The 15,763-nt window shown below is 58.2% G+C and carries 8 protein-coding genes and 4 pseudogenes; 6 read left to right on the top strand and 6 right to left on the bottom strand.

Annotated elements, in window-relative coordinates; all coding sequences use genetic code 11:
• Position 1: 1 nt before the first annotated feature.
• The 6 genes and pseudogenes from dmul_RS04810 to dmul_RS04790 all read left to right on the top strand — a co-directional run.
• Positions 2–1,156 (top strand): hypothetical protein, encoded by a 1,155-nt coding sequence (locus dmul_RS04810; RefSeq protein ID WP_020876944.1) that lies wholly within the window; start codon positions 2–4, stop codon positions 1,154–1,156.
• Positions 1,157–1,159: 3 nt separating this feature from the next.
• Positions 1,160–2,395, top strand: coding sequence for a calcium-binding protein CcbP (locus dmul_RS04805; RefSeq protein WP_020876943.1), 1,236 nt, complete (start codon positions 1,160–1,162; stop codon positions 2,393–2,395).
• Between the two features lie 16 nt (positions 2,396–2,411).
• Positions 2,412–3,758, top strand: a complete 1,347-nt coding sequence (locus dmul_RS04800; protein WP_020876942.1) for a DUF6880 family protein — start codon at positions 2,412–2,414, stop codon at positions 3,756–3,758.
• A 39-nt stretch (positions 3,759–3,797) separates the two neighbouring features.
• Entirely contained in the window at positions 3,798–4,448 is a 651-nt protein-coding gene (locus dmul_RS04795; protein WP_020876941.1) for a hypothetical protein, read from the top strand.
• Between the two features lie 87 nt (positions 4,449–4,535).
• Positions 4,536–4,988: pseudogene (locus dmul_RS21230) on the top strand (virulence RhuM family protein); the annotation flags it as partial.
• Positions 4,989–5,078: 90 nt separating this feature from the next.
• Positions 5,079–6,035, top strand: a pseudogene (locus dmul_RS04790) (transposase); the annotation flags it as partial.
• A 761-nt stretch (positions 6,036–6,796) separates the two neighbouring features.
• Here dmul_RS04790 and dmul_RS04785 read toward each other — a convergent pair.
• The 6 genes and pseudogenes from dmul_RS04785 to dmul_RS04760 form a co-directional block, all read right to left on the bottom strand.
• On the bottom strand, positions 6,797–7,966 hold the full coding sequence (locus dmul_RS04785; RefSeq protein WP_020876939.1) for a Fic family protein: 1,170 nt from the start codon (positions 7,964–7,966) through the stop codon (positions 6,797–6,799).
• A gap of 758 nt (positions 7,967–8,724) precedes the next feature.
• Positions 8,725–9,204, bottom strand: a pseudogene (locus dmul_RS04780) (sodium:calcium antiporter).
• A gap of 198 nt (positions 9,205–9,402) precedes the next feature.
• A pseudogene (locus dmul_RS20690) lies at positions 9,403–10,361 on the bottom strand (lipid A deacylase LpxR family protein).
• Between the two features lie 83 nt (positions 10,362–10,444).
• On the bottom strand, positions 10,445–11,566 hold the full coding sequence (locus dmul_RS04770) for an ABC transporter permease (RefSeq protein ID WP_020876935.1): 1,122 nt from the start codon (positions 11,564–11,566) through the stop codon (positions 10,445–10,447).
• A gap of 3 nt (positions 11,567–11,569) precedes the next feature.
• Complete coding sequence (rbbA, locus tag dmul_RS04765) at positions 11,570–14,362, bottom strand: ribosome-associated ATPase/putative transporter RbbA (RefSeq protein WP_020876934.1); 2,793 nt, start codon at positions 14,360–14,362, stop codon at positions 11,570–11,572.
• Complete coding sequence (locus dmul_RS04760; RefSeq protein ID WP_020876933.1) at positions 14,359–15,432, bottom strand: HlyD family secretion protein; 1,074 nt, start codon at positions 15,430–15,432, stop codon at positions 14,359–14,361. The genes rbbA and dmul_RS04760 overlap by 4 nt, the downstream gene beginning before the upstream one ends.
• Positions 15,433–15,763: the final 331 nt, after the last annotated feature.

Here is a 15,763-nt window from a genome sequence, read left to right as displayed (position 1 = left end):
CATGAGCGAATATCAGTATTACGAATTTCTGGCCATTGACCGGCCTCTGACGACAGATGAGATGGACGAGCTGCGGGCGCTCTCGACGCGGGCCACGATCACGCCGGTAAGCTTTACCAATGAATACCATTGGGGCGATTTCAAGGGCAACCCCGACAAGCTGATTCAGCACTATTTCGATGCCCATGTCTATGTGGCCAACTGGATGACGGCCATATTCACGGTGCGGCTGCCCATCGAAGCTTTGACTCATGAGACGGCCAAGGACGTGGCCGTACCTTATCTGTTGGATATCCGGCCCACCAAGACCCATTGGATCATTACCTGGAGTTTGGAGGAATCGGAAAACTACGACCGCTTCGGCATGGAGGACGGCCGCGGCTGGATGGCACGTCTGGCCCCGGTGCGGGATGAACTGCTGCGCGGGGATCTGCGCAGCCTTTATATCGGATGGCTGGCGGCCGTAACCGGGGAAATTATGGATGATGATGAGATGGAGCCGCTGTCCGTGAGCGGATTGGGAGACCTGACAGCAGCTCAGCAGGCGCTCGCCGAATTTCTGGAGGTGGACCCGGACCTTCTGGCCGGTGCCGGCATGGGCAGCCCGGCCGCTCCGGAAGCGGAAATTTCGGCACAGGAAATGGACAAGTGGATCGATGCCCTGCCAAGGGAAGAAGTCAATTCGATCCTGAAACAATTGCTGGAGGGCAAGGGACAGAAGGCCGAACGGTCCATCAGGAACCGGTTCGCATCATGGCGACGCGGCTTACAGACAGGCGATACCGACGCACCCCGGCGTACGGTGGGCGAATTGCGGCAGAACACCGAAAAGGCGCGTCTAATCCGGATGGAAAAACAAAAACGGGACCGAAAGCAATGGGAGACCAAGCGACGTGAGAAACGCGAGGCGTATCTGAAGAATCTGTCCAGCGATTTTCCCAAGGCCTGGGCGTTGGTTAAAGAACCCGTCGAGCGCCGATCGGGACGAGGGTATGATGAAGCATGCCGTATGCTTGTCGACATCGCCGAAGCCTATGCCTTGTTTGCGAGCCAGAAGCAATTTCAAAAAGAGTTGAAAAAGTTCATGGCCGGCCACCTGCGGCGCAAGGCGCTGATTCAACGTCTGGTGAAGGCCGGTATCTGGAAGGGTCAATAAAGGATGAGCACGCGAAGCCCCAAAGAGGGGAAGAAACTCGAAGCCTTGGACAGACTTATTGAGGAAATCATCGTCGACGCATACGGCGATGATGAGCAGCTCTGGGCTTTTCGGCAGGCCTTTGAGGATGACGTTGCCCTCCCTGCCGACGGTTTCGTTATCGGGGAACCGGTTTCGGTGATCGCAATAGACTATGATGGTAACGAACGGCGCGGTCTGACGGCAAAGTGCCGTCGCGAGGACGGGTCCGAATATGTGGTGGCGGTCTCCGATGTCGTGTTGCCGCAGATATCGGTTGGGACTCGCTACATTGCTGCCTACCGGAGGTGGCTCAACCTCGATCCTTACCCTGCCGGGACGCAAAAAACCTCCCGACGACGCAGGCAGGACAAAGCTACAGACGATGACATCGACCTGAGCAAACCGGTCGAATTGGTCGCCCTAGCGGTCATGGAGCGGGCCGCCCGGTGCCGTTTGCGGGGAAGCGACCAGATCATTACCTTGCGTGCAAGCCGCCTCTGGGAGGTGGTGCCTGGCGCCATCGTCACGGTAACGCCCCGGAAGCAGTGGCGTTACGGTGGTCATCCGTATCTTTCCGGCGAGATTCAATCGACCCGGATCGACGTAAAGGCCCTCGATCTGGCGGCTTTGGGGCTCGAAGAGATGGGCAAGTGGGACCCTGAGGAAGAGTACTGGGGAGAAGAAGACGACCCCATCGAAGATTGGGCCAAGCCGATCATCGCCCATGGCCCCCGCCCCATGTTCGAGATGGAGCAGGTGCTGCCCGGCGAGGACACTGACGATCCTTTCAATGACCCCATCACCCGGTCCAATGATCTCAATGATGCCGGCGAGCGGGCAGAGGCGGAAAAGATCTTGATGGAGCTGTGCCAGGCGGACCTGCGCTGCCTCGATGCCCATTCGCATCTGGGCAATTTCGTTTTTGATCACTGGCCGCAAAATGCCATCCGGCATTACGAAGTCGGCCTGCGTATCGGCGAGCTGTCTTTGGGTGACGACTTTGCCGGCGTCTTAGCGTGGGGCCTGATCGACAACCGTCCGTTTCTGCGCTGTATGCACGGTTATGGATTGTGTCTCTGGCGGCTTGGGCGCTTTGACGAGGCGGAGCACATATTTGAGAAGATGCTCTGGCTGAACCCGTATGACAACCAGGGCGTGCGGTTTCTCATCGATGAGGTGAAGGCAAAAACAGCCTGGGAGGATCGAGAAATCGAGTGACCATCAAAGGAACACCATGAGCCCCGCGAAGCGAAAACAGACCGATCCTCTGGAAAAGGCCATCGAAGCGGCACTGTCTCCCGGCCGTTTCATTTCCTATAATGCCGCCTGGTCGTTCGTGGAGGATGTTCAGGGTGTTGCTGATGACATCGGTAAAATTTGCCGGAAAGAGCCGGAACGCGCAGCGCGTCTATACGAAATCTTTATTGCCGCCTGCCATGAAAAGGCCGATGAGATCGACGACTCGAGCGGTGATTTCGGGATGCTGGTTGAGGAACTGTTTCAAGGTTGGATCAAAGCACGTCAGTGTGCAAATTTTGATCCGGACGAGACCGCAATATCGCTGATATCCTGGATGGAAGACGACCCCTACGGATTCTGTCACGACCTTGAGCGTGGGGTTGTGGAAGTGCTTGACAAGAAGGGGCTGGCGGCATTCATCCAGCAGATTCGCGCCAAGTTCGAATCCGCTCCGATCCGAGATGACGAGGAAAAGCGCTTTTCCGGCTACGAACGCCGACGCTGGGACGGCGTACTGAAGACGTTGCTGGCCGCCCAGCAAAATGTTGACGATTACATCGCGCTTTGCGATCAGACCGGGTTTGAAGCAAAGGACTGCATTGCCATCGCGAAAATATACAAAAGCCGGAGACGCCCTGAAGATGCGCTTTCCTGGGTCGAAAGAGGCTTGAAGATCGCGCGGGCGGACATCCGAACATCACATGAAGAACACGAATTAGGTGAGCTAAAGCGGGTGATGCTGGCCAGGATTGGGCGGACGGAAGATGCCCTTCAATCCGCCTGGTCCGAGTTTGAGGCACACCCCTCCACGTTTACATACAAGGAATTGATGCGCTATGTGCCGGGAGAAGAGAGAACGGATTGGCACCAAAAGGCCATGTCGTCAGCGGAGAAAGGCGATTTGTCCTCTTTGATTGAACTATGGCTCGTTCATAAAGAGTTCGATCGCCTTGTATCGTACCTGCACCGGATCACAGACGACGAATTGGAAGATCTCAGCCATTACCGGACCGAGCCGCTGGCGCGCAAACTGGAGCGCTCTCACCCTAATGTATCCGCTAGGGTTTACCGTGCGCTCTGCATGCGGATCGTCAACGCTGACAAAAGCAAATATTACGATGCAGCGCTCGGCCATATCGAGCGCGCCAAAAAATGCTACACCAAAGCGAATCTCGATGCCGACTGGCAGGCGGTGGTTGCCGATGTGCGCAAAAGGCACTTTCGCAAGAAAGGATTTATGGCCGGGTTCGAGGATATCGTCACCGGCGCACCTAAAAAAGTTGAGCCTTCTTTTCTGGAACGTGCAAAGGCACGTTGGCCAAGAAAACCGAAGAGGAGCTGAATCAGGTTTTGAAGAGCAGGTTCGGGAAAGAAAATCATCATGAAATCAAGATCGACAACCAAAACGGCCAAAATTGAATGGTCGGGACGCATTCAGGCCGTGCAGCCCCGTATTCGGCTGATGCGGTCTTTCGACGAGCGGAGCCACAGCTATCTGGGGTATGTACTTCGGTTTGAAGGGACAATCGATGATGAACCGGGCGAATACATAATTGCTCTCGGGAAGGCCGCACAAGCGAAGCATCGATTTCGAGTCGGCATGGAGGTGAGCGGCCTGGCGGTTCCCGTTCCTGATACTCGGCTTGAGACGGCCGGGTTCTACAAGGCAAGCGGTCTGAAGATAATAAATGATGCCGAAGGTGATTTCCTGGCTGATCCACCGTTTCACGGCGTGCCGCCCGACCTTGAAACCTATCGCAGCCGTGGGCATCGGCGTCTGGACACCCGGACGTATGACGCCAAGTGCATGACCTGTATCTGGGGCTGTCGCATGCCGGTGGAGATGATCATCGACCACTGGAATCCGTCCAAGAAACGGTACCGGTTCGAGACCTTCTGTTACGGACCGAAAAGCTGCGCTCTTTACAAGGCCGGACCGACGCGCAAGGTGCCGGGGCGAAAGGGCATGTCCTACACCGAGGAAGATTGGGTCGACGAAGACACAACCGCCCACCGGGGGCCGGATGATTGAGGGTTCATGCTCCCGGTGGCAAAAATCCGCTGTATGGCAATTGGATAATGTCGAATGAATTGGGTCGCGAATTGGGCAGCGAAATAAATGTTGTCTAAGAAAATTATGTTCCGAGAACGGATTGATGGCAAAAAAAATGATAAAACAGCAAGTTCCGATAAAGGCGAAATCATTCTATATCGGTCGCCGGACGGCAAGGCTGCGCTGGATGTGCGCCTGGAACAGGAAACGGTCTGGCTCAATCAACGTCAGATGGCCGAACTCTTTGATAAGGATACGGACACCATCGGCCTGCACGTCCGTAACATATACAAAGAAGGCGAGTTGACCCGGAAGGGAACTACCGAGCAATCCTCGGTAGTTCAAAATGAAGGTGGCCGGCAGGTTCGCCGTAAGGTCAATTTTTACAATCTTGATGTTATCATATCGGTTGGCTACCGGGTCAAGTCCAGGCGCGGCACCCAATTTCGAATCTGGGCCACCAATGTGCTGCGGGAGCACCTGATCAGGGGATTTACCCTCAACGAAAAGCGGCTGCGGGAACAGGAACAAAAACTGGTTGATTTACGGCGCACTGTCGGCCTTTTAGAACAAACGTTGGCTCACCAAACCATCGGTCTGGATGAAGCCAGTTGTCTTGAGGATATTGAATTGCTCAGGAATGACGAGGCCTGGCTCAATGCGCTGGGCGCTGAGCTCATCTCCGATCCAACAACCGCCGGCGATTTTCTGAGACGCTTTGATGAAGATCAGATCATCGAGCTGATGGAAGCCAAAAACGAGATCCGGAAGAAGATATGGCGCCGACAGCCCCGGTGTTTCAGGAAAGAAGCCGTTATCAATGTCGACGGTACGATTTCCGAAACATCGGGGGAATGCAAGGAAGGCATGGACATCTCCTGCCACAGGGGAAATCTGGTGAAGCTTGCAAAAAGCCTGACGGAATGGGATCTGCTTGAGCGGAAACCCGGGCATACGGTAAAAACCCGAAAGCGTCGAAAAGCGGAAAACATCAAAAAGGCGGTGGTAAAAAAGAGAAAGTTCAAGACGATTCAAACCGTATCCGAATATCTGAGCGAGTTTTCCTACAAGCCGGGAAAATGCAAAAAACCCTATCGGATGATCGTGTTGAAAAAGATCCTCAAGGTGACAAAAGTTGAGCTGAAACTATTCGATAATGTACGCTATTTTTTCTATATAACCAATGATGCCAAAAACTCAAAAGAGCAGATTCTTGAATTCTATCGGAAGCGGGCTGATCACGAAAACGACATCGAGCAGCTGAAAAACGGGGCCTGCGCCCTCAAGGCGCCGTCAAACACGCTGCTTTCCAACTGGGCCTACATGGCCATTGCTTCGACGGCATGGGATTTGAAGGCATGGTACGGATTGCTGATACCGTATCGGCACTTGGGAAAACGGATCGTACGCATGGAATTCAAAAGGTTCATCCATACCTTTATCCGGATCCCGTGCCTGATCATCAGAACCGGCAGGAAAATTGTCTATCGGCTCGTGGGATATAATCATTCCCTGAAACACGCTCTGAATTGTTTCCACGCCTTGAAACAGTTCAACTTTCCATAGCGGTAATTCCTTGGGGCAGGAATTGCATAACGCAATTGTGAGCCCGCTTTCAAACCACGGAAAGGAGAGCGCTATGCAACAACACGACAATCCGGCCTGAACATGAAATACACGGTGAGCTGCGCCCTGATGACGGCCCGATTCGACTTTCAGAAGTTAGAAATTTCGCAGGCTCTGGAGACAAACCTGATTTTTCTCATTTGAGTTAGTCGTATTGTAAACGCGCTTGTTTTAGAGGCGCGATCTCGGATAGGAGAATCCTCGCCGCCGCTATGGAATAAGGCGAATAGCCGAACTTCCGATTTTAGACAGAGGCAGCTCCACGACGTAGCCAAGTCATGCGGTAACCAACCCGCGAATATCAGAGAGATCAGCCGTCGTTTCAAAGATCCCGCCTCTACCAATGGCCTGGAGAGACGCTTGTAATAATCCTTTTCCCGCGGGAAAAGGAAGGTCGGTGAACTTTTTTTTCTTGACAACTGTCAATCATATCAGTGGACGGGTCTGTCTTTTTGAAATGGTGGAGCAAACAGCTCTCGACCGCAACTCAGCCTCCGACCCCGATCTGCACCGTAACACATTGAAAACAAAGGGCTTCGCATAGGAAGCTGAGTCACGCCCCAAGTTCCCACCGGGGAAGCAACTTTTCTCTCCCGATTTCCAAGCTCCGGACGAGGATGCTGGGTTTGCAACGCGAGCGGATACCAAGAACAATCTCCCAACGAATCTGATTCGATTCCGAAAATGGGAATCGAACCGACCTACCTGCCCGGCAGCTCCGTGCCACGACTCATGATCTCGATATAGCCCGCGTAACTGAACAGGCGGTTACGCTTCTGGGCAGTCAGCTCCTTGACGATGCCGAGCTGTTCCAGGTGGCCGAGTGCCTTGTTGACCGTGGCCGGGGTGATGCCGGTCTTCTCAACCAACGAGCCCGAGGTGGCGATGGGATGCTCCATAAGCGCCCGGTGGACCTGCAGGGTGGATGCCGCCGCCCGTCCCAGGCCGCTGATCTTGTCACGGTCCTGGTTCGACAGGTCCAGGAGCTGCTGCGCCGTTTCCACCGCCTGGGTGGCAGTGACAATGACCGCCTCGGCGAAGAAATCGAGCCAGGCTTCCCAGTCGCCAGTCATCCGTACGTTGTTGAGCAGCTCGTAATAATACTGACGATGCGTCTTGAAATAGAGGCTGAGGTAAAGCATCGGCTCCCGCAGCACCTTCTGCTCGCACAGGAGCAGCGCGATCAGCAGACGTCCCAAACGGCCATTACCGTCGAGGAACGGGTGGATCGTTTCGAACTGCACATGGGCCAGCGCGGCCTTGAGCAGCACCGGGGTCGGCTCCGGCTGGTCATGGAGGAAGAGCTCCAGCTTGCTCATGCACTCCAGTACCTCTTCGGCCGGAGGCGGAACGAAGGCCGCATTGCCCGGCCGGGTGCCGCCGATCCAGTTCTGGCTGCGACGAAACTCCCCCGGGGTCTGATTGCTGCCACGCCCCTTGGTCAGCAGCACGCCATGAATCTCGCGGAACAGCCGCAGCGACAGTGGCAGCCCTTCCTCCAGCAGGCGCAGACCATGGTCGAGGGCCGCAACATAGTTGCTGACCTCCCGCACGTCATCCAGCGGGACGCCGGGCTCCTGATCTAGCTCGAAGAGCAGCAGATCCGACAGGGATGACTGGGTTCCCTCGATCATGGAGGAGAGCACGGCCTCCTTGCGCACGTACATGTAGAGGAACAGCGAGGTATCCGGCAGCAAGGTCGAGACGCTGTCCAGCCGACCGAGGGCCAGCAACGCCTGGTCGAACTTGCTGCGCAGTTCCGGCGTCCAGTCGATGGGTGGACGTGGCGGCAGCGGCGCGGGCACGAAGGCCTGGGCCTTCTCACCCACCGTCGATATGGTCACGTATCTGCCTTGGAGTTCTCGCTTCATCCTGCCTGCCTCGAACCTAAAATAAGGTTCGTCTTTATTTTATTTTAACTGCATATCCTAAAATAAAGAACCGGGAAGGAAAAATCAAGCGGATTTCCCGATTGGCCGTTTCGATTTCCTCAGACGAGCGTTCGACGCTGCAACGCATCGCTAAAGCGAAAAAAAGTTACAACCACGACTCCGATTTTTCGGTTATCGGAAAGCCCCTGTTATCAAAGGGTTCCAGTCTGATGCCAGGAATGGGCATTCTCCGGAGCCGGGAAGCACCGTTTCAACCCCATTTCCTTTTAGGGGTCGCTTTCGGACCCGCGTTTTCTCCGTTCCACCGAAAAATCTCTCGAACTCGTCTTGAACCGTTCTTGAAGCTCAACCCATTGAAAATTTAGTGTTTCGATAAGAGACGGCTTCGGCGGAAGGTCGGAAGCGCGGGAAATCTGGGTGAATAATTTTTGCGGTTTCGAGGTGAGTCCGATTTGCGTTAGCTCTCAGACCGGCAAAATCGGAGGGAACGCCGACCTACCGCAAAACAGTCTCAAAGCCCGCGCTCATCGTAACTCCTTGATAATAAAAGCCGAAGTCATTTCACACAACCACTTCCCGCCAACCCGACCAGAGAAACGATTTTCTCCCCTGATTTCCCGGCACCGGACGAGGGTGACGGGTTTGCAGTAAAACCTGATACCTGGCGCAGAACCGCAACAACTTCGAATCCGGTTTTCGGACGCCGGTTCGGTTCCCAAAACGGGAATCGAATTGGCCTACGCCTGCCCGCCGAAAACCGTGCTGATCAGGTAGGCCGTATAGCCCATGTAACAGACCAGCAGCACCGCGCCCTCGATGCGGTTGATACGTCCTCCAGGTCCCCGGAATCCATAGCCGATCACGAACAGCGACAGGGTCAGTGCGGCCATGACCAGCATGTCCCGATTGAAGACTTCCGGCCCGACGGCCAGCGGGTGAATCGTACCGGCGATCCACACCACCGCCAGGGTGTTGAACAGGTTGGAGCCCAGGATGTTGCCGAAAGCGATATCGTGTTCGCCCTTCCTGGCTGCAATGATTGATTAAGCCAGTTCCGGTAGCGAGGTGCCGACCGCGACGACGGTCAAGCCGAAGATCAGATCGCTGACCCCGAATCCATGAGCGATCTCCACCGCGCCCCAGACCAGGATGCGGGAACTGACAATGAGCAGCGCCAAACCCACCACCAGCCAAAAGACCGCACGGCGGATGGGCATGGCGCGGACGTCCAGTTCCTGCTCCATCTCGCTTCCCAGCGCATCCTCTTTTTTCCGCAGCCCCTGCCGGATGGAGATGGCTACGATCTGTTGTGCAAGGTCATTTCGCCTACTTTGGTGTGCCCGGCAGTCGGGTTTCAAAAAGACCAGGCAGGATAGTGAAGTAACCAACTGATCTACTACGCGTAACGCGCACTATCAAAGTTGTAGTGAAAGACTGATCGCCCCAAAATCATCGCGGCGGCCGCCCTGGCCTTTGAACTCCCGTTTCCTGAGCACATGGGTATAGCCCAAACGCAGGTTCCGCCAGGTAATAGCGATACCGAACTGGAGGTCTCCTACCAGCGGTTCTTTGTCTACGTTGCGGCTGTCGCGAAAGGTGTTGCCGTCAAGAAAGATGTTGCGGGCGACGGCCCGGCCCTCAATGCCGGCAAACAGATACCAGCCGAAACCGTGCCGAGGAATAAAAAAGCCTGAGCCAGGTACGCTGGGCTGGATTCGGGGAGGGCCATAGTCGTGCGGCAGTTTTTTGCCTAGCGCAGCATTAGGCCGGCATTGGCGTAGGTGAATATGTTGCCCAAGGTGACACCCGCATGCGGAGTCAGGTCGAAGGGAATGCCCAGCAGTGATTCCGCTGCCAAACTACGCCAACTGCGACTATAGGCCAGGATGAACCCGGGTTCGTTCTTGAGTTGGGTGTCCCAGCCTCGCGGCTCATCCGCGTTCACGAATGAATGAACGCGCTTCTGGGTCTGTTCCGCAAGCGAGGCGGGGCCTACCACGCCCACGGTCAATTCAAGTTGATCAAGACGTTGCCCGGTTTCGGCGATTAAGCCAACGGAACCATAGAGCCAGCCGCCATAAGGGCGGTCATCGAGCGGGGGGTCCCGCAAAGTGATGTCCTCCGGGGTATAAATGTTCTGGCCGACTGCGTAGCTCGCCCGCACGGCTCTGTCAACAGGGAACAAAGGGAACTTGTCGGCCATGCGCAACACCCACTCCGGAGTTTTGTCTTTGGCAGACAACCAGGATACACGTACCCCGTTGGTGTAATTCCGGTCACTGTTGTAGAACAGGTCGTTTTCCAGGACCAGGGTGAGGGTGTCCTTCTCTGCCTTCTCGGCGGTGAAGGCCGCCGTGGGCGCGAGCAAAAGCATGCCGATCAGAATGGCGGCGATACCCCTTCCCGCATGGATCACTCCGGGATTTATGATGAGCATCGGGGTTACTGTCATTCTGCTCATCCCATGGTCTCGATGGTTTTCCGAAATCGCGCAAGCGCGTAACCAAACAATGCCGTCCCGATCAGGGCCAGGCTGACGAACTGCGGCCAGACCGCCGTGAGGCCAGCGCCCCGGTACAGGATCGACTGAGCCAACATCACAAAATGCGTGTTGGGCGCGGCGAGCATGATGTACTGGACGGCCTCCGGCATGCTCTCGCGCGGCGTCGAAGCGCCGGAGAGAATTTGTAGCGGAAGCAGCACCAGCAACAGCAACAAGGCGAACTGCGGCATGGAGCGGGCGACGGTGCCGAGGAAAATGCCCATCGAGGTGGTCGCGAACAGATGCAGCGCCGTGCCGGCCAGGAACAGCGCGAGCGAGCCCTGGATCGGCACGGAAAGCCAGCCCTGCACGACGATGGTGAGTGCCGTGGCAGTGGCGGTAAGCACGACCAGCCCCATCGCCCACACCTTGCTCGTCATGATCTCGAATGGCGTGACCGGCATGACCAGCAAATGCTCGACCGTGCCGTGCTCGCGCTCGCGGATCAGCGCCGCGCCGGTCAGCACGATGGAGAGCATGGTCACGTTGTTGATGACCTGCATGACGGCGCCAAACCATGACTTGTTGAGCTGGGGATTGAAGCGCGCGCGCAGCACCAGATCGACCGGCAGAGCCGGCACCTTGCGATAACGCTGCACGAAAGCGCGCACCTCGTCGCTCACGATGGTCTGGATATATCCACTGCCGGTGAACGCCTGGCTCATCCGTGTAGCGTCCACATTGAGCTGAATCGTGGGTTGGCGCCCGGCGAGAAGATCACGCTGGAAGTTGGGCGGAATATCCAGGGCGAAGGTGGCCAGGCCGGCATCCATGCGGGCATCCATCTCCGCGTGGTCGATGATTTCGGGGGTCACGAAATAAGGCGGGTAAAAGGCGCTGACGATGCGCCACGACAGCGGTGAGCGATCCTCGTTGACGACCGCGATCGGCGCCTTGTTGAGGGTCTCCGGCATGGCCGTTGCCGCTGTGTAGACCGAAATGGTGAAGGCATAGACGATCAGCACCAGCATGCTCGGGTCGCGCATCAGGCTACGCAACTCCTTGATTCCGAGATGAAGGATGTTGGCCGGGCGCATGGACTATCGCTCCTGCTTCTTGAGCAGCGCGGCGGCGAGCGCGATCAGGATCGGCACGGCCAGCGCCAGCGGGACGAAGGCCGCCTGCAGATCGGAGAAGTCGAGCGCCTTCGAGAAGGTGCCGCGTGCAATGGTAAGGAAATGGGCGGTCGGGTAGAGCTGGCCGATCAGCCGGCCCGCTCCTTCCAGCGATGAGACTGGATCGATCATGCCGGAGAAGTTGACCGCCGGCAGGATGGTGAGTACCGCCGTGCCGAAGATCGCCGCGATCTGGCTGCGCATGAAGGTGGAAATCAGCAGCCCCACGGCCGTGGCGGCGCCGACATAGAGCAACGCACCCGCCGCCAGGGTCAGGAAGCTGCCCTTCAGCGGCACGCCGAAGACGGTCACAGCGAGCAGAGTGAGCAACAGGAAGCTCAGGAAGGACAGCACTACATAGGGTAACTGCTTGCCGAGCAGGAACTCGAGCCGCGTGGTGGGCGTGACGTAGAAGTTGGTGATCGAGCCGAGCTCCTTCTCGCGCACCACGCTGAGCGCCGTGAGCATGGCCGGGATCAGCATGAGCAGCAGCGGGATCACCGCCGGCACCATCGCCACCAGGCTCTTGACATCCGGGTTGTAGCGGAACCGGGTCTCGATATTCACGAGCCCCGCCAAAGCCTCGCCGTGCCCAGCCTCGCGCGCCTTGGTCGCCAGCCAATGGGCATGAATCCCCTGCACATAGCCCCGGACGGTCTCTCCCCGTGTCGGCATGGCGCCGTCGATCCAGGCGCCGATCTCGACCCGCCGGCCCCGTGCGATGTCGCGCGCGAAGTCCGGCGGGATCTCGATCGCCAGACTGATGTCGCCTTCGCGCATTCGCCGGTCGAGATCAGCATAACCGGTAATCGGAGCCCGCTCGACGAAGTACCGGGAGCCAGCGAGGTTGAGCGTATAGTCGCGGCTGACGGTGGTCTGGTCGCGATCCAGCACCGCGAAGGTGAGATCCTCCACATCGTGGCTGATTCCATAGCCCATCACGAACATCAGGATGACGCTGCCGAGCATCGCCAACGTCAGCCGGATGGGATCGCGGCGCAGCTCCAGCCCTTCGCGTCGGGCATAGCTGATCATGCGCCGGGGGTCGAATCGGCGCCGCCAGCCCTGTGGTTCGACATGACTTGGCGAGGCATCGACTGAATCGAGCGAAGTGCTTGCGTTCGGTTGGCGTGCCTCGCCAGCGCCCTCCGCTTCGGCATCCTCCAGATAAGTGACAAAAGCCTCTTCCAGGCTGTCCTCGCCGCGTTTGCTTGCCAGGGCGGCGGGCGCGTCAGTCACCAGCACCCGACCCGCATGCATCAGCGATATTCGGTCGCAGCGCTCGGCCTCGTTCATGAAGTGGGTGGAGATGAAGATGGTCACCCCGTCGCGGCGAGACAGTTCAACCAGCATGCGCCAGAAGGCGTCGCGCGCCACCGGGTCGACACCCGAGGTGGGCTCGTCGAGAATCAGCATCTCGGGCTTGTGGATCATGGCGACCGCCAACGACAGGCGTTGCCGGTGGCCGAGGGGCAGCCGTCCCGGCAGACTGTCGATCACCGCGGCCAGATCGAATCGCTCAACCATTTCGTCCACGCGCCCTGAAATCTCGGCAGCGGGCATGTGGAACAGTCGGGCATGCAGCGCCAGGTTCTGCCGCACCGTCAGCTCGGTGTAGAGCGAGAAGAACTGCGACATGTAGCCGACGCGGCGCCGGGTCGCGAGGTCGTGCGGGTCCACCTCGTGTCCGAACAGCCAGGCCCGGCCTTCGCTCGGCGGCAGGAGGCCGGTCAGCATCTTCATCGTCGTGGTCTTGCCGCAGCCGTTGGAGCCGAGAAAACCGAAGATCTCACCCCGTGGGACACGCAGGCTGACATGATCGACCGCGGTGAACTCGCCGAAGCGCATGGTCAGATCCCGGGCCTCGATCGCGGTATCGCCATCGTCTTCCGGCCGCGGCGGAATCTCGACCGCCTGATAATCCCGGCGCTTGTCTTCCGGCAGCAGCCGGATGAAGGCCGCCTCCAGCGAAGCCGCCCCCGTGCTTTGCAGCAGGCCTTCGGGCGTGTCGCTGGCCAGCACCCGCCCACCGTCCATCGCCGCCAGCCAGTCGAAGCGGGCCGCCTCCTCCATATAGGCCGTAGCCACCAGCACGCTCATGCCGGGCCGGGAACGACGGATGCCAGCGATCAACTCCCAGAACTGGCGTCGCGAGAGGGGATCGACGCCGGTGGTCGGCTCGTCGAGGATGAGCAGGTCCGGATCGTGGATCAGCGCACAGCAGAGGCCGAGCTTCTGTTTCATGCCGCCGGAGAGCTTGCCCGCCGGGCGAGCGAGAAACGGCCTAAGCCCGGTGGCCTCGGTCAGGGCCTCGATGCGGCGCGTCCGTTCGCCACGATCCTGCCCGAACAGCCGTCCGAAGAAGTCGAGGTTCTCGGCTACCGAGAGTGTCGGATAGAGGTTTCCTCCCAGGCCCTGGGGCATATAGGCGATACGCGGGCCGAGTGCGCGCCGATGGCGCGCATCGGCCATATCGCCGCCGAGCACCTCGACCTGTCCCGTCTGGACCGCGCGGGCGCCCGCGATCAGCGCCAGCAGGCTCGACTTGCCGACCCCGTCCGGGCCGATCAGCCCGGCCATGCAGGCCGCAGGGAAATCGAAGCTGACCTCGTCGAGCGCACGCACCTTGCCGTAGCGCAGGGACACATCCCGCAGGCGGGCAACCGGCGCGGCAGCACTCCCGCCATCCTTGATCTGTGCATGTATGTCCCGGCTCATTGCGGCAGCCTCGTCTGCAGTTCAGGCGGCCAATCCACCCGCGGGTCGAGCCGCACATAGGCCATGCCCGGCAGGCCAGTTTTGACCTGGAGGAGGTGCTCTCTGAGCAGGTCCGGGGCGATCCGCGCATTGACCCGGAACATCAGCTTCAGGCGTTCTTCCGTTGTCTCCACCGTTTTCGGGGTGAACTGGGCCTCGTCGGCGACGAACGAGATCTCGGCCGGGATGACGTATTGCGGGGCGGCATCGAGCACGAGCCGCGCTTCGGTAGCCAGCGCGACCCGTCCGGCCGCTTTCGTCGGCAGAAAGAAGGTCATGTAGACATCGGTGAGGTCGATCATGTTCAGGACAGTGCCACCGGAGGCCAGCACCTCGCCGGGCTGGGCCACCCGGTATTGCACCCGTCCCTTCCGCGGCGCCTTCAGCACGCTGTCATCAAGGTCAGCCTGGATTCGCTCAAGCATCGCCCGGGTCGCCTCCACATCGGCTTGCGCGCCAAGCACTTGCGATCTGGCCGTGGCAATGGCCGCGGCCGCCCTTGCGACATCAGCCTCGGCAGCGCGCAACGTAGCTTCGGCGCTGAGAAAAGCGGCTCGATCGTCGTCGAATTTCTGCTGAGAAACGGCCTTGTCGGCGACCAGCGATCGCGACCGCTCAAGCCGTATCCGTGCCACCTCGGCCTCGGCCACGCGTTGCAAGACCACTGCCTGCGCTGCCGTTTTCTCGCATTGGCGCTGCACGACCTGGCTGTTGGCGATCCGCACCGAGTTCTCAGCCTGGCGCAAGCGGGCCAGCCCTTCTCTCAGCTGAGCTTCCAATACGGCGGTGTCCATCTTCGCCAGAACTTGTCCGGCCGTGATGAAATCGCCTTCGTCCACCAGGATATCCTTGAGCCGCCCCGCCGTCTTGGCGGCTATGTCGATCTCCACCGCTTCAATGCGGCCGTTGCCGCTGGTGAAGCCGTCGGGAAGCCCCTTTTTCTGCAAGGATTGCCAAGCAAAGAGTGCGGCCCCGATAACAACCACCCCTATGGCGATGGCCAGCAACCGTCCTTTATTAAGCTTCGACATTTTTTGACCTCCGCTTTGCCCCGTTCATAGAGAACAGGCGGCCATTTCGGAACAGATTCCAGTGAGCCGAAATATCTCTTAAAAACGGCTGCCCGGAATCCTTGTATTCTGGATAAGGGGCCAGCTTCATCACTCAGCCTCCCCGACAATCTGTTCCATAAAGCCTTCGGTCTCCTGCTCCAGGGCGTAGATATCGGCCATGATCTTATTTAAACCCTGCAGTTGCATAAACTTGTGAGGAAGAAAGGAAGAAGAAACTTGCGGAGGCCCGAGAATAGTGGATATAAATTGTTTGCGACGACAATAAAAAACACTATTCAGGAGGCCACCG

The organism is Desulfococcus multivorans, assembly GCF_001854245.1.
GTDB lineage: Bacteria > Desulfobacterota > Desulfobacteria > Desulfobacterales > Desulfococcaceae > Desulfococcus > Desulfococcus multivorans.
The sequence above is the reverse complement of the archived record's forward strand: the minus strand, read 5'-3'. Positions and strand labels throughout refer to the sequence as shown.

Coding starts and splice junctions, on each gene's coding strand:
- dmul_RS04760 (WP_020876933.1), bottom strand. CDS start 15,432: ATGTCGAAGCTTAATAAAGGACGGTTGCTGGCCATCGCCATAGGGGTG.
- dmul_RS04810 (WP_020876944.1), top strand. CDS start 2: ATGAGCGAATATCAGTATTACGAATTTCTGGCCATTGACCGGCCTCTG.
- dmul_RS04795 (WP_020876941.1), top strand. CDS start 3,798: ATGAAATCAAGATCGACAACCAAAACGGCCAAAATTGAATGGTCGGGA.
- dmul_RS04770 (WP_020876935.1), bottom strand. CDS start 11,566: ATGCGCCCGGCCAACATCCTTCATCTCGGAATCAAGGAGTTGCGTAGC.
- dmul_RS04805 (WP_020876943.1), top strand. CDS start 1,160: ATGAGCACGCGAAGCCCCAAAGAGGGGAAGAAACTCGAAGCCTTGGAC.
- dmul_RS04785 (WP_020876939.1), bottom strand. CDS start 7,966: ATGAAGCGAGAACTCCAAGGCAGATACGTGACCATATCGACGGTGGGT.
- dmul_RS04800 (WP_020876942.1), top strand. CDS start 2,412: ATGAGCCCCGCGAAGCGAAAACAGACCGATCCTCTGGAAAAGGCCATC.
- rbbA (WP_020876934.1), bottom strand. CDS start 14,362: ATGAGCCGGGACATACATGCACAGATCAAGGATGGCGGGAGTGCTGCC.